The 13,558-nt window shown below is 68.6% G+C and carries 10 protein-coding genes and 2 tRNA genes; all 12 read left to right on the top strand.

The genetic code is table 11. From position 1 onward, the window contains the following. Positions 1 to 36: 36 nt before the first annotated feature. The 12 genes from ASF44_RS29965 to ASF44_RS29910 all read left to right on the top strand — a co-directional run bounded on the left by ASF44_RS29965 (position 37) and on the right by ASF44_RS29910 (position 13,557). On the top strand, positions 37 to 1,245 hold the full coding sequence (locus ASF44_RS29965; protein ID WP_056902893.1) for a CaiB/BaiF CoA-transferase family protein: 1,209 nt from the start codon (positions 37 to 39) through the stop codon (positions 1,243 to 1,245). After that, a complete protein-coding gene (locus tag ASF44_RS29960; RefSeq protein ID WP_056902892.1) occupies positions 1,242 to 2,222 on the top strand; it encodes a hydroxymethylglutaryl-CoA lyase in 981 nt (326 codons plus the stop codon). The genes ASF44_RS29965 and ASF44_RS29960 overlap by 4 nt, the downstream gene beginning before the upstream one ends. 28 nt (positions 2,223 to 2,250) lie before the next feature. Then, positions 2,251 to 3,225, top strand: coding sequence for a tripartite tricarboxylate transporter substrate binding protein (locus ASF44_RS29955; RefSeq protein WP_056902891.1), 975 nt, complete (start codon positions 2,251 to 2,253; stop codon positions 3,223 to 3,225). 24 nt (positions 3,226 to 3,249) lie between these two features. After that, on the top strand, positions 3,250 to 4,218 hold the full coding sequence (locus tag ASF44_RS29950) for a tripartite tricarboxylate transporter substrate binding protein (protein ID WP_056902890.1): 969 nt from the start codon (positions 3,250 to 3,252) through the stop codon (positions 4,216 to 4,218). Between the two features lie 108 nt (positions 4,219 to 4,326). After that, positions 4,327 to 6,306 (top strand): excinuclease ABC subunit UvrC, encoded by a 1,980-nt coding sequence (gene uvrC / locus ASF44_RS29945; RefSeq protein WP_056902889.1) that lies wholly within the window; start codon positions 4,327 to 4,329, stop codon positions 6,304 to 6,306. A 51-nt stretch (positions 6,307 to 6,357) separates the two neighbouring features. Then, on the top strand, positions 6,358 to 6,924 hold the full coding sequence (gene pgsA / locus ASF44_RS29940; RefSeq protein ID WP_056903077.1) for a CDP-diacylglycerol--glycerol-3-phosphate 3-phosphatidyltransferase: 567 nt from the start codon (positions 6,358 to 6,360) through the stop codon (positions 6,922 to 6,924). Positions 6,925 to 6,946: 22 nt separating this feature from the next. Further along, on the top strand, positions 6,947 to 8,032 hold the full coding sequence (locus ASF44_RS29935; protein WP_056902888.1) for a tartrate dehydrogenase: 1,086 nt from the start codon (positions 6,947 to 6,949) through the stop codon (positions 8,030 to 8,032). A gap of 249 nt (positions 8,033 to 8,281) precedes the next feature. After that, the gene (locus ASF44_RS29930; RefSeq protein WP_056672701.1) at positions 8,282 to 8,554 is read left to right on the top strand and encodes an HU family DNA-binding protein; all 273 of its coding nucleotides are present in this window, start codon (positions 8,282 to 8,284) and stop codon (positions 8,552 to 8,554) included. Between the two features lie 23 nt (positions 8,555 to 8,577). Further along, positions 8,578 to 8,653, top strand: a tRNA-Val gene (locus ASF44_RS29925). 59 nt (positions 8,654 to 8,712) lie between these two features. Next, positions 8,713 to 10,629 carry a SurA N-terminal domain-containing protein gene (locus ASF44_RS29920; protein ID WP_056902887.1) on the top strand — a complete coding sequence of 639 codons (1,917 nt, stop codon included), beginning with the start codon at positions 8,713 to 8,715 and terminating at the stop codon, positions 10,627 to 10,629. A gap of 36 nt (positions 10,630 to 10,665) precedes the next feature. Next, positions 10,666 to 10,741 (top strand) — tRNA-His (locus ASF44_RS29915). Positions 10,742 to 11,025: 284 nt separating this feature from the next. Next, positions 11,026 to 13,557 carry a bifunctional diguanylate cyclase/phosphodiesterase gene (locus ASF44_RS29910; RefSeq protein WP_056902886.1) on the top strand — a complete coding sequence of 844 codons (2,532 nt, stop codon included), beginning with the start codon at positions 11,026 to 11,028 and terminating at the stop codon, positions 13,555 to 13,557. The last annotated feature ends 1 nt before the right edge of the window (position 13,558 follow it).

The raw sequence follows: 13,558 nt of genomic DNA, 5'->3' as shown, positions 1-13,558 counted from the left end.
CCGGTCCAGACACCGGAACAGCAGGAGAAGGAATCGATGGAGACGAATGCGCAGACGCCGCTGGCGCTGGCCGGCGTGCGCGTGGTCGAGATGGGGCAGCTGATCGCCGGCCCCTTCTGCGGCAAGACACTGGCCGAGTTCGGTGCCGACGTGGTCAAGATCGAGGCGCCCGGCGGCGGCGACCCGCTGCGCAACTGGCGCATGCTGCGCAACGGCACGTCCGTCTGGTGGCAGGTGCAGTCGCGCAACAAGCGCTCGCTGGCGCTGGATCTGCGCCAGGCCGAAGGCCAGGACATCGCGCGCAGGCTCATCGCCGAGGCCGACGTGCTGATCGAGAACTTCCGCCCCGGCACGCTGGAGGGCTGGGGCATGTCGCCCGAGGAGCTGCACCGCCTGAACCCGGGCCTGGTCATGCTGCGCATCTCGGGCTATGGCCAGACCGGCCCCTACCGCGACATGCCCGGCTTCGGCGTGGTCGGCGAGGCCATGGGCGGGCTGCGCCACCTGACCGGCGAGCCGGGCCGCGTGCCGGTGCGCTGCGGCATCTCCATCGGCGACACCCTGGCCGCGCTGCACGGCGCCATCGGCGTGCTGACGGCGCTGTACCACCGCAAGGTCAATGGCGGCCAGGGGCAGGTCATCGACGTGGCCCTGCACGAGGCCGTGTTCAATTGCATGGAGAGCCTGATCCCCGAGTACAGCGCCTTCGGTGCCGTGCGCGAGGCGGCTGGCAGTGCGCTGCCCGGCATCGCGCCGAGCAATGCCTACCCCTGCACCGACGGCTGGGTGCTGGTGGCCGGCAACGGCGACAGCATCTTCAAGCGCCTGATGGCCGCCATCGGCCGCGACGACCTGGCCACGGCGCCCGACCTGGCCGACAACGCGGGCCGCGTGGCGCGCGTCGCCGAGATCGACGCAGCCATCGGCGCCTGGACTGCCGGGCGCACGGTGCAGCTGGTGCTGGACCAGTTGGGCGCGGCGCGCGTACCGGCCGGCAAGGTCTACACCGCGCGCGACATCGCGGAGGACCCGCACTACCGCGCGCGCGGCATGCTGCTGGAGCAGACCACGCGCAGCGGCGACCGCATCACCGTGCCGGGCGTGGTGCCCAAGCTGTCGGCCACGCCGGGCCGCGTGCGCACGAGCGCGCCAGGCCTGGGCGACGACACCGACGCGGTGCTGGCCGAGGCCGGGCTGACGGTCGAGCAGATCGCGCTGCTGCGCAGCAAGGGAGTGATTGCATGAGCCCTCAGGACATCTGGCATGGCGCAGGCCGCCGTATCCACATCCAGGAGGTCGGCATGCGCGACGGCCTGCAGATGGAGCAGGCCTTCGTGCCGACCGCCGACAAGATCGCGTTGGTGAACGTGCTGTCGGCGGCGGGGCTGTCGAAGATCGAGGTCACGTCCTTCGTTTCTCCCAGCGCCATCCCCGCGCTGCGCGATGCCGAGATCGTGATGCGCGAGATCGCCCGTGCGCCGGGCGTGGTCTACACCGCGCTGGTGCCCAACGTGCGCGGGGCAGAGCGCGCCATCGAGGCCCGCACCGACGAGTTGAACCTGGTCATGTCGGCCAGCGCCACGCACAACCTGGCCAACCTGCGCATGACACAGGCACAGTCCTTCGCTGCGCTGGCCCAGGTCATCGGCACGGCGCAGGCGGCGGGCGTGCCGGTCAACATCTCGCTGTCCTGCGTGTTCGGCTGCCCGATGGAGGGCGATGTGGCGCCCGAGGCCGTGTTCGGCTGGGTGCAGCGCTTCGCCGACCTGGGCGTGGCCGGCATCACGCTGTGCGACACCACGGGCATGGCCTACCCCACCCAGGTGCGGCAATTGGCCGCGCAGGCGCGGGCGCGCTGGCCCGGCGTGCTGTTCACGCTGCACTTCCACAACACGCGCGGCATGGGCCTGGCCAATGTGCTGGCCGGCATCGCGGCGGACGTGCAGTGCTACGACACCTCGCTGGGCGGCCTGGGTGGCTGCCCTTACGCACCCGGCGCGTCTGGCAACGTCTGCAGCGAGGAGATCGTGCACGCGCTGCAACTGATGGGCTACGACACGGGCGTGGACCTGGCGCTGCTGATCGCGGCAGCCCAGCGCCTGCCCGCGCTGATCGGGCACGACCTGCCGGGCCAGATCGTCAAGGCCGGCCGCCGGCTCGACCTGCACGCCGTGCCGGCGGACTTCGAGGCGACACGCGCCCGCGCCCTGGCACGCGCCTGAACGTTTTTGACAACACCAGGAGACCAACATGCCTCTTTCCTTCCTGAGCCGCCGGCTGCTGCTGTCGGGCCTGGCGCTGTGCGCGATCGGCGCGCACGCTTCGGACGCCTACCCGAGCAAGCCCATCACGCTGATCGTGCCGCAGGCGGCCGGCGGCGCCAACGACGCCATCGCGCGCGTGCTGGCGCAGCGCCTGTCCGAGCAGCTGGGCCAGAGCGTGTTGGTCGACAACAAACCCGGTGCCGGCGGCACGCTGGCCACGGCCAACACCGCGCGCGCCAAGCCCGATGGCTACACGCTGCTGGTGACGGCCGACAGTGCGCATGTGATCGGCCCGGCGCTGTACAAGAGCCCGGGCTTCGACCCGGTCAAGGACTTCACGCCGGTGGCGCCCATCGCCACCGCCGGCTACACGCTGGTGGCCACCCCGTCCTTCCCCGCCAACAACGTGGCCGAACTCATCGCGCTGGCCAAGGCCGCGCCGGGCAAGTACAGCATCGCCTCGGCCGGCAACGGCACGCTGAACCACCTGATCGGCGAAATGCTGCAGAAGGCCGCCGGCATCCAGCTGCAGCACGTGCCCTACAAGGGCTCGGCCGCGGCGGCGACCGACGTGGCGGGCGGCCAGGTGCCCTTGTCGGTGCAGAGCCTGCCCTCGGTCATCGGCCTCGTGAAGAGCGGCAAGCTCAAGGTGCTGGGCGTGGTCAACGCGAAGCGCGTGGCCGCGCTGCCCGAGGTGCCCACCATCGGCGAGACGCTCAAGGGCTTCGGCCAGGCGCCCTGGTACGCCATGTTCGCGCCGGCCGGCACGCCCGCGCCCATCGTCGCGCGGCTGCAGGCTGCCGTGGCGGCCGCGCTGGACCAGAAGGAGACGGTCGACAAGCTCGCCGGCGTGGGCTGCGAGCCGTTCAAGGGCTCGGCCCAGCAGCTGGCGGCGCTGGTGCAGTCCGACCTGCCCAAGTGGGCGCGCGTGGTCAAGGAAACCGGCGCCCAGGTGGATTGAATGTTGACAAGGAGACCGTTCCCCATGCATTGCGTTCGTCGCTCGCTCCTCGCGCTGGCTGCGCTGACCCTCACCGCCGGCACGGCGCTGGCACAGGCCTATCCCCACAAACCCATCACCATGGTCGTGCCCACGGCCACCGGCGGCACGACCGACCTGTCGGCGCGCATGCTGGCGCAGGCCCTCACGCCGGTGCTGGGCCAGTCCGTGATCGTGGACAACAAGGGCGGTGGCAATGGGGCCATCGCGGCCGGCATCGTCAAGCGCGCGCCAGCCGACGGCTACACGCTGCTCATGCAGTACTCGGGCTACCACGTGATCTCTCCGCACCTGACCCGGGTGCACCAGTGGGAGCAGGCCGACTTCCAGCCGGTGGCCAACGTGATCTCGGCGCCGCAGATCATCGTGGTGCGCGAGGGCCTGCCCGTGAAGACGCTGGCCGAGCTGATCTCCTATGCCAAGGCCAACCCGGGCAAGCTCAACTACGCCTCGTCGGGCAACGGCTCGCTGCAGCATGTGACGGGCGCCATGCTGGAGCAGCAGGGCGGCGTCAAGATGGTCCACGTGCCCTACAAGGGCACGGGCCCGGCGCTGCAGGATCTTCTGGGAGGGCAGGTGGACCTGACCTTCGGCACGGCCCCGCCCTTCATGCCGCACATCCAGGCCGGCAAGCTGCGCGTGCTGGCGGTCACGGGCAAGCAGCGCCTGCCCAGCCTGCCCGACGTGCCGACCACGGCCGAAGCCGGCCTGCCCAAGGTGGACGCGACCTCGTGGTTCGCGCTGTTCGCGCCGGCCGCCACGCCCAAGGCCGTGGTCGACAAGCTCGTCGCCGATGCGCGCGCGGTGGTGCAGAGCCCGGAGTTCCGCAGGAAGGCCGAGGAGCAGGGCGCGACGGCCGACTTCCAGGACCCGGCGCAGCTGGGCGCCAAGGTCAAGGCCGACCTGGCCGGCTGGGCCGAGGTGGTCAAGAGCGCCCGGATCGAAGCGGAGTGAGCGCAGCGCCGGGCCGCCCCAAGCAAGCGCGCGTCCCCTCGGGCGGCCGCGAACCTCTCGCAGCGGGGAGCGTGGGGGGCGATGTCCGTGCATGGCCACAATAGGGCCATGCATTCCGATGAACTGCTCGCCCAGGTGGCCGCGCTGCCCGCGCTGCCGGGCGTGTACCGCTATTTCGACGCCGCCGACCAGCTGCTCTACGTCGGCAAGGCGCGCGACCTGAAGAAGCGCGTCTCCAGCTATTTCCAGAAGACCCACGGCGGCACGCGCATCGGCCACATGGTGGCCAGCATCGTGCGCATGGAGACCACGGTGGTGCGCTCCGAGGCCGAGGCGCTGCTGCTCGAGAACAACCTGATCAAGGCGCTCGGCCCCAAGTACAACATCCTGTTCAGGGACGACAAGAGCTACCCCTACCTCAAGATCACCGGGGCCGGACCGACCGAGCTCTCGACCTCGCGCCAGACCGCGCCCACCGACTTCCCGCGCGTGGCCTACTACCGCGGCGCGGTGGACAAGAAGCACCGCTACTTTGGCCCCTTCCCGAATGCCTGGGCGGTCAAGGAGTCCATCCTGCTGCTGCAGAAGGTGTTCCGCCTGCGCACCTGCGAGGACACGGTCTTCATGAACCGCACGCGGCCCTGCCTGCTCTACCAGATCAAGCGCTGCTCGGGCCCCTGCGTGCACTACATCGCCCCCAGCGACTACGCCGAGGACGTGCGCAATGCCGAGCGCTTCCTCGACGGCGAGACCCAGCAGGTGCTGCAGGGCCTGGAGCAGCGCATGATGGCGCACGCCGAGAAGCTGGAGTTCGAGCAGGCCGCCGAGCTGCGCAACCAGATGGGCGCGCTGTCGCGCGTGCTGCACCAGCAGTCGGTGGACACGGGCTCGGACAAGGACGCCGACATCCTGGCCGTCAAGGTGCACGGCGGGCGCGCCTGCGTGAACCTGGCCATGGTGCGCGGTGGCCGCCACCTGGGCGACCGGCCGTACTTCCCCAGCCATGTGGACGATGCCGTGGCGCTGCACGCGGCCGAGGCCGAGAGCGATGCCCAGGCCGCCGCGCCGGTCGAGGTGCAGGTGCTCGAGGCCTTCATCGCCCAGCACTACACGGGCGTGGCGGTGCCGCCGCTGCTGATCACGAGCGAGGCCGTGTCCAAGGACCTGCTTGCGGCTCTCTCGGCCGACAGCGGCCAGCGCGTGGCCGCCCAGCACCAGCCCCGCGAGCAGCGCCGCCAGTGGCTGGAGATGGCCGAGAAGAATGCAGCGCTGCAGCTGGCCCGCTTGCTCGCGGAAGAGGGCTCGCAGCAGGCGCGCACGCGCGCGTTGGTCGAGGCGCTGGACATGGCGCCGGATGCGCTGGAGCAGTTCCGCATCGAGTGCTTCGACATCTCGCACACGGCAGGCGAGGCCACGCAGGCCTCGTGCGTGGTGTTCCAGCAGCACAGGATGCAGAGCTCGGAGTACCGGCGTTTCAAGATCGAGGGCATCACCGGTGGCGACGACTACGCCGCCATGCGCCAGGTGCTCACGCGGCGCTATGCCAAGTTCTCGCCCCAGGCCATCGCGCAGGCTGCGGCCGAAGCCGTGGCCGCCGAGCCGCAGGCCGAGGAGGCGGCCCCGCCGCCGTCCAAGGCCCGCATGCCCGACCTGGTGCTGGTCGATGGCGGCCGTGGCCAGGTGTCGATGGCGCGCGAGGTGTTCCAGGCGCTGGGCCTGGACATCGGCCTGATCGTGGGCGTGGAGAAGGGCGAAGGCCGCAAGGTCGGCCTGGAAGAACTCGTGTTCGCCGACGGCCGGCCCAAGGCGCAGCTGGCGCGCGATTCGGCTGCGCTGATGCTGGTCGCGCAGATCCGCGACGAGGCCCACCGTTTCGCGATCACCGGCATGCGCGCGGCGCGCGCCAAGGTGCGCACGGGCGGCAGCCGCATCGAGGAGATCCCCGGCATCGGCCCCAAGCGCCGGGCCCGGCTGTTGCAGCGCTTCGGCGGCGTGCGCGGCGTGGCGGCGGCCAGCGTGGACGACATCGCCACCGTCGAAGGCGTCTCGCGCGAGCTTGCCGAACGCATCTACAAAGCCTTGCACTGAGCAGGCGGCCGGCGCCAAAAGGGCGTTCGGCCGCATGCCACAATGCCCGCCATGTTCTGGACAATTCCCACCATCATGACGTGGACGCGCATCATCGCGATCCCCATCATCGTGGGGGTGTTCTACCTGCCACTGCCGGTGGCCACCTGCAACCTGATCGCCACGGTGCTGTTCGTGGTGTTCGCGGCCACCGACTGGCTGGACGGCTACCTCGCGCGCAAGCTCAACCAGACCTCGGCCTTCGGCGCGTTTCTCGATCCGGTGGCCGACAAGTTCCTCGTCTGCGCCAGCCTGCTGGTGCTGGTGCACCTGAACCGGGCCGACGTGTTCGTCGCGCTGATCATCATCGGCCGCGAGATCGCGATCTCGGCGCTGCGCGAGTGGATGGCGCAGATCGGTGCGTCCAAGAGCGTGGCGGTGCACATGATCGGCAAGCTCAAGACCACGGTGCAGATGGTGGCCATCCCCTTCCTGCTCTACGACGGCCGGCTGTTCGGCTTCATCGACACCGCGCTGTGGGGCATCGTGCTGATCTGGATCGCCGCCGTGCTGACGGCCTGGTCCATGGGCTACTACCTGCGCAAGGCCATTCCCGAGATCCGGGCGCACGCGCGCTGACGCGACGACACAAGGAACCGACATGAGCAAGCAACGCATCGCCGTGATCGCCGGCGACGGCATCGGCAAGGAAGTCATGCCCGAGGGGCTGCGCGTGATGGAGGCGGCCGCGAGCCGCTTCGGCATCGACCTGCAGTTCGACCACTTCGACTTCTCGAGCTGGGACTACTGCGAGAAGCACGGCAAGATGCTGCCCGACGACTGGAAGGACCAGATCGGCGGCCACGACGCGATCTACTTCGGCGCCGTCGGCTGGCCCGAGAAGATCGCCGACCATGTGTCGCTGTGGGGCTCGCTGCTGCTGTTCCGCCGCGAGTTCGACCAGTACATCAACCTGCGGCCCGCGCGCCTGATGCCCGGCATCGTGGCGCCCGTGGTGCGGCGCGACGGCAGCGCCCGCGCGCCCGGCGAGATCGACATGTACATCGTGCGCGAGAACACCGAGGGCGAGTACTCCTCCATCGGCGGGCGCATGTACGAGGGCACGCCGCGCGAGATCGTCATGCAGGAGACCGTGATGTCGCGCCATGGCGTGGACCGCGTGCTCAAGTTCGCGTTCGAGCTGGCCCAGTCGCGGCCCAAGAAGCACCTGACCAGCGCGACCAAGTCCAACGGCATCGCCATCACCATGCCGTACTGGGATGAGCGCGTGGCCGCGATGGCCAAGTCCTACCCGGGCGTGAAGCTGGACAAGTTCCACATCGACATCCTGACCGCGCACTTCGTGCAGCGGCCCGACTTCTTCGACGTGGTGGTGGCCTCCAACCTGTTCGGCGACATCCTGTCCGACCTGGGTCCGGCCTGCACCGGCACCATCGGCATCGCACCGAGCGCCAACCTGAACCCGGACCGCACCACGCCCTCGCTGTTCGAGCCCGTGCATGGCTCTGCGCCGGACATCGCGGGGCAGGGCATCGCCAACCCGATCGGCCAGATCTGGTGCGGCGCGATGATGCTGGAATTTCTGGGTCACAAGGACGCGCACGACGCCGTGCTCCAGGCCATCGAGGCCGCGCTGGAGCCTGGTAGCGGGGCGCCCCGCACGCCGGACATCGGTGGCAAGGCCTCGACATCGGACCTGGGCCGCGCCATCGCGCAGGCCCTCTGAGCACGCTTGCAATTTGGTGGATATGGGTGAGCGCAGGGCATCTTGGCGCCACCCCAAATGCGTCTAGAATCCGCGTCCGCGCCGCCTGAGAGACCAGGGCTTGCGAGCCTGTTTCGAGGCGGTAGCGGCATCGCCGACGCCGCAACAATTCGTGTCCACTCCCCCCGCCAGATGCGCGCCGCTTCTCGTGCGGGCCGTGGAAACATTTCGTGTCGAATCCGACCACACAACCCAAGTGAGGGACACTTCGTGAACAAGACTGAACTCATCGAACACATCGCCAACAACGCCGACATCTCCAAGGCTGCCGCCACGCGCGCGCTGGAGTCGACCATCGAGGCGGTCAAGAAGACCTTGAAAAAGGGTGGCACGGTGTCGCTGGTGGGATTCGGTACCTTCGCCGTTGGCAAGCGCGCTGCCCGCACGGGCCGAAATCCCCGCACCGGTGCGGCGATTAAAATCAAGGCTGCCAAGGTTCCCAAGTTCCGTCCGGGCAAGGCGTTGAAGGACGCCTTGAACTGATCCATCGGACCCGTTTGCAGGTGGGGTGCTTAGCTCAGTTGGTAGAGCGGCGCTCTTACACGGCGTAGGTCGGCGGTTCGAGACCGTCAGCACCCACCATCCATCTCGGCCAAGGCGAACGATCCGTTCGCCTTTCGTTTTTCTGCGAGACCACTTTCATGTTCGATTTCGTCCGCCAGCACACCAAGATCATGATGGGGCTGCTGTTCCTTCTGATCATCCCGTCGTTTGTGTTCTTCGGACTGGAAGGCTATACGCGGATGAACGAAGGCGGGCATGTGGTGGCCCGCGTGGCCGGCTCGGAGATCAAGCAGATCGAATGGGACAACGCGCACCGCAACGAGGTGCAGCGCATGCTGGCGCAGTCGCCCAACCTGGATCCGCGCCTGCTGGATTCGCCCGAAGCCAAGTACGCCACGCTGGAGCGGCTGGTGCGCGACCGCGTGCTGGCTGCCGCGGCCGATGACGCCAAGCTCGTGACCACCGACGGCCGCCTGGCGCGCGCGCTGCAGGAAGACCCGGCCATCGCCAGCCTGCGCAAGCCGGACGGCAGCCTGGACGTGGAGCGCTACCGCCTGCTCGTGGGGGCCCAGGGCATGACGCCCGAGATGTTCGAGGCCAACGCGCGCCGGCAGATCTCCACGCGCCAGGTCATGGCTGGGGTGGGCGAATCGGCGATCGGTGTGGCCGCTGCCGCGGACGCGACCTTCGGCGCTTTCCTGCAGCGGCGTGAAGTGCAGGTGGCGCAGTTCGCGGCCAGCGATTTCAGCGCCGGGCTCAAGCCGACCGAGGCCGAACTGGAAGCCTGGTACAAGGACCATGTCGCGCAGTTCCAGGCGCCGGAGCAGGCCAAGATCGAGTACGTGGTGCTGGACCTGGACGCGGTGAAGAAGAACACTGTGGTCAACGAGGACGACCTCAAGACCTTCTACGAGCAGAACAACGCGCAACTGGCCGGCAAGGAAGAACGCCGTGCCAGCCACATCCTCGTCAATGCGTCGAGGAACGCTCCGGCCGAAGAGCGCGCCAAGGCCAAGGCCCGCGCCGAGCAGTTGCTGGCAGAGGTCCGCAAGAACCCGGCCGGCTTTGCCGACGTGGCACGCAAGAATTCGGAGGACAGCGGTTCCGCGGCCAGCGGCGGCGACCTGGACTTCATGGCCCGTAGCGCCATCGACAAGCCCATCGCAGATGCGATCTTCGGCCTCAGCAAGAAGGGCGACATCAGCGACGTGGTGGAGTCCGACTTCGGCTACCACGTGATCCAGCTGACCGACATCCGCGCGCCCAAGGTGCCGAGCTTCGCCGAGATGCGCACGCAGCTGGAGGCAGACCTCAAGTCCCAGCAGGCGCAGCGCCAATTCGCGGAGACCGCGGAGGCCTTCACCAACACGGTCTACGAGCAGTCCGACAGCCTGAAGCCCGTGGCCGACAAGCTCAAGCTTCAGATTCGGACGGCCACCGTCTCGCCCGTGCCACCAGCCGGTGCCACTGGCCCTCTGGCGAATGCGCGCCTGCTAGAGGCCGTGTTCTCATCCGACGCCACGCAGCAAAAGCGCAACACCGAAGCCGTCGAGACCGGCACCAACCAGTTGGTTTCCGCGCGCGTGGTCGAGTACAGCCCGGCCCGCACGCAGGCGCTGGCAGAGGTGCACGAGCAGGTCAAGGCGCGCTGGACCGCGCAGCGCGCGGCCGAGCTCGCCAAGCAGAAGGGCGAAGCCCAATTGGCCGAATGGAAGACGCAGGGCGAGAAGGCCAAGTTGCCGGCGGCCGTGACCATCGCCCGTGACGACACGCACCAGTTCCCGGCCAAGCTCATCGACGCCGCCCTGCGCGCCGACCCCGCTGCGCTGCCGGCACTGCTGGGCGTCGATCTGGGCGATCAGGGCTACGCGGTGGTCCGCGTGGACAAGATCGCGCCGTCGCGGCCCCTGCCGGCAGAGGCGGCGGAACAGGTACGCCAGCAGTACGCCCAGACCTGGGGTGCGGCCGAGACGATGGCCTACTACAACCTGCTCAAGGAGCGTCTGAAGGTGCGCATGGACGTTGCCGCGCCGGCCGGAACACCGGCGCAGTGAGTGTTGAAAGCTGGGCTATAATGCTGAGCTTCCGTGGTGGCTGTAGCTCAGTTGGTAGAGTCCCAGATTGTGATTCTGGTTGTCGTGGGTTCGAGCCCCATCAGTCACCCCACAGAATTGCCAGGAAGCCTGCTTGATGCAGGCCCAGCGGCCAGATGCCTGACCTTTCAAGGGTCAGGCATTTTTTTTGCCTTGTCTTGAGACAACGCTGGGCCCCACTTTGGGGCCGACTGACCGGCGGCTCTGGGGGCCATGGCGACGAGCAACCGCGCATTCGCTGCAACAGCAAGCAGCCAACTTGGCCTGCGCCGCGTGCAGATGTGCTAGGGTGTGCCGTTGTTTCGCGTGCCTCGCGGTCGATCGGCCGTGGCCGCACAGGCACAGGGGAGAACCAGTGTGAGCAGCAGCGTGGATCCGTTGGGCGAGCCTGCCATCGAGGGCGCGTTGGCGGCGGACCACTTCTATGTCGATGAAGGCGCAGAGGCGCCGGATGCGCAAGGCATGCCGGCCGAGTTGGTTTCGGTGTTCGACAACCTGCCCGTCATGGTCTGCTGCATGGACTTCGGTGCCGAGGTGCCGGTGCTGTACTGGAACCGCGAATGCGAGCGCTGCTCCGGCTACAGCGCAGCCGAGATCGTGGGCAATCCGGGGGCCTTGCAGCTGCTTTATCCCGAACCCCTGTACCTGGCCCGCAAGACAGCCGACATCGTGGCCCAGGGCCCGCATTTCCGCGGGCTCGAGTGGACCTTGACCAGCAAGGCCGAAGGCAAACGGCGCATCGCCTGGTCCTCGGTCGACGGCCTGGCAGGGCCGGACGGCAAGCGCTGGTGCCTGGGCCTGGACATCACCGCGCATTCGGAATCGCACCGCCAGCTGCGCGACCGCGACAAGCTGTTGACATCGGTGTTCCGCCATCTGCCGGACATGGTCTATCTCAAGGATGGCGATGGCCGTTGGCTGCTGGCCAACCCGACCGCGCGCGCCGTGCTGGGCCTGGCGGAGCAGGACGGCCGCAGTTCGAGCAGCCTGGAGGTGGTCGAACCCAGCCGTCCGGCCGCCATCGACATGGACCACAGCGCGCTGACGGAAGAGGCGACCTGGCAATCGGGCCGCATCTCGCATGTGCAAGAGGCCAGCGACGATGGCCACGGCAACCTGCGCTACTACGACGTCATCCGTGTGCCGACCTTCGGCCGGCGCGGCCAGCGGCTGCATCTGCTGGTGGTGCGGCGCGACGTGACCGACCAGCGCATCGCGGCAACCAAGCTGGAACTGGCCGGCCGCGTGCTGGAGCAGAGCACCGACGGCATCATCATCACCGACGCGGACAACCGCATCATCATGGTCAACGCGGCGTTCTCCGAGATCACCGGTTACCAGGCCGAAGAGGTGCTGGGGCGCGACCCGAAGTTCCTGGCGTCCGGGCAGCACGACAAGGCGTTCTATGCGCAGATGTGGTCCGTGCTGGCCGGGCAGGGCCGCTGGAGCGGCGAGATCTGGAACAGGCGCAGCAATGGCGAGGTCTATCCGCAGTGGCTGAGCCTGTCGGCGCTGCGCCAGCGCAGCACCGAGGAGATCACGCACTACGTGGCGGCTTTCTCCGACCTGAGCTCGCGCAAGGCGGCCGAGGAGAAGATCGCCTACCTCTCCAGCAAGGACGTGATCACCGGCCTGCCCAACCGCGCCCAGGCCACGCTGCAGGCCAGCCTGGCGCTCAAGCATGCCGAGCTCAACAACGACCGCGTGGCCCTGATCGTCATCGACGTCGACAACTTCAAGAACCTCAACGACTCGCTGGGCCACAGCGTGGGCGACCAGTTGCTGCGCGAGATCGGCGCGCGCCTGCTGGGCCAGGCGCGTGAGCGCACCATGGTCGGCCGCCTGAGCGGCGACGAGTTCATGGTGTTGCTGCCCGGCGTGCATGGCACGACCGAGGCGGCGCACGCCGTGCGCGCGCTGATGGACCTGCTGGGCCAGCCGGTGGTGCTGGGCGACCTGCCGGTGAACATCTCGGTCTCTGCCGGCATCGCCATGTTCCCCAGCGATGGGGGCGACTTCGACACGCTGTTCGGGCGGGCGGATGCCGCCATGTTCGCCGCCAAGCGCAAGGGCCGCGCGGCCTACCAGTTCGCCAGCGCGCTGATGAACGAGGCCGCCATCGACCGGCTCCAGATCGAGGCCGCGCTGCGCCGCGCGATCGACAACCAGGCGCTGCGGCTGGAATACCAACCCCTGGTGCACCTCGCCAGCGGGCGCATCGTTGGCGCCGAGGCGCTGTGCCGCTGGGACGATCCCGAGCGCGGCGCCGTGCCGCCGGGCCTGTTCATTCCGATTGCCGAGGACTGCGGCCTGATCGAGGCGCTGGGCGGCTGGGTGCTCAAGACCGCCACGCAGCAGCTGCGCCAATGGCACGACGCCGGCCACACCGAGATGATGATGGCGGTGAACCTGTCGGCACGGCAGTTCCAGCGCGGCGTGGTGCTGCAGCAGGTGGAGGACGCGTTGGTGGCCTCGGGCATCGCGCCGGACCGGCTCGAACTGGAGCTGACCGAGACCGTGCTGCTGCACGATGGCGACGCGGTCATGGCCACGCTGCGCCGGCTCAAGGCGCTGGGCACCAAGCTGTCGATGGACGACTTCGGCACCGGGTATTCCAGCCTGGCCTACCTGCGCCGCTTCAAGTTCGACAAGATCAAGATCGACCGTTCTTTCGTCTGCGACCTGATCGACGATCCGGACAACGCCGCGATCGTGCGCGGCATCATCTCGCTGGCGCAGAGCCTGGGCCTGTCGGTGCTGGCCGAGGGCGTGGAGACCGAGGCCATCGCCCAGCGCTTGCGGCACCTGCAGTGCACCTTTGCGCAGGGCTACCTGTTCGACAGGCCGCTGCGGCCAGAGGCCTTCGGCGCGCGGCTCGGCGCGCCCTGAA

Origin of the sequence: Pseudorhodoferax sp. Leaf274, from assembly GCF_001422445.1 — a bacterium.
Taxonomy (GTDB): domain Bacteria; phylum Pseudomonadota; class Gammaproteobacteria; order Burkholderiales; family Burkholderiaceae_C; genus Pseudorhodoferax.
This window is presented reverse-complemented; position numbering and strand designations above follow the sequence as displayed.

What these genes read in the sequence shown, in the direction of transcription:
- ASF44_RS29965 (WP_056902893.1), top strand. Translation starts at nt 37, where the DNA reads ATGGAGACGAATGCGCAGACGCCGCTGGCGCTGGCCGGCGTGCGCGTG.
- ASF44_RS29960 (WP_056902892.1), top strand. Translation starts at nt 1,242, where the DNA reads ATGAGCCCTCAGGACATCTGGCATGGCGCAGGCCGCCGTATCCACATC.
- ASF44_RS29955 (WP_056902891.1), top strand. Translation starts at nt 2,251, where the DNA reads ATGCCTCTTTCCTTCCTGAGCCGCCGGCTGCTGCTGTCGGGCCTGGCG.
- ASF44_RS29950 (WP_056902890.1), top strand. Translation starts at nt 3,250, where the DNA reads ATGCATTGCGTTCGTCGCTCGCTCCTCGCGCTGGCTGCGCTGACCCTC.
- uvrC (WP_056902889.1), top strand. Translation starts at nt 4,327, where the DNA reads ATGCATTCCGATGAACTGCTCGCCCAGGTGGCCGCGCTGCCCGCGCTG.
- pgsA (WP_056903077.1), top strand. Translation starts at nt 6,358, where the DNA reads ATGTTCTGGACAATTCCCACCATCATGACGTGGACGCGCATCATCGCG.
- ASF44_RS29935 (WP_056902888.1), top strand. Translation starts at nt 6,947, where the DNA reads ATGAGCAAGCAACGCATCGCCGTGATCGCCGGCGACGGCATCGGCAAG.
- ASF44_RS29920 (WP_056902887.1), top strand. Translation starts at nt 8,713, where the DNA reads ATGTTCGATTTCGTCCGCCAGCACACCAAGATCATGATGGGGCTGCTG.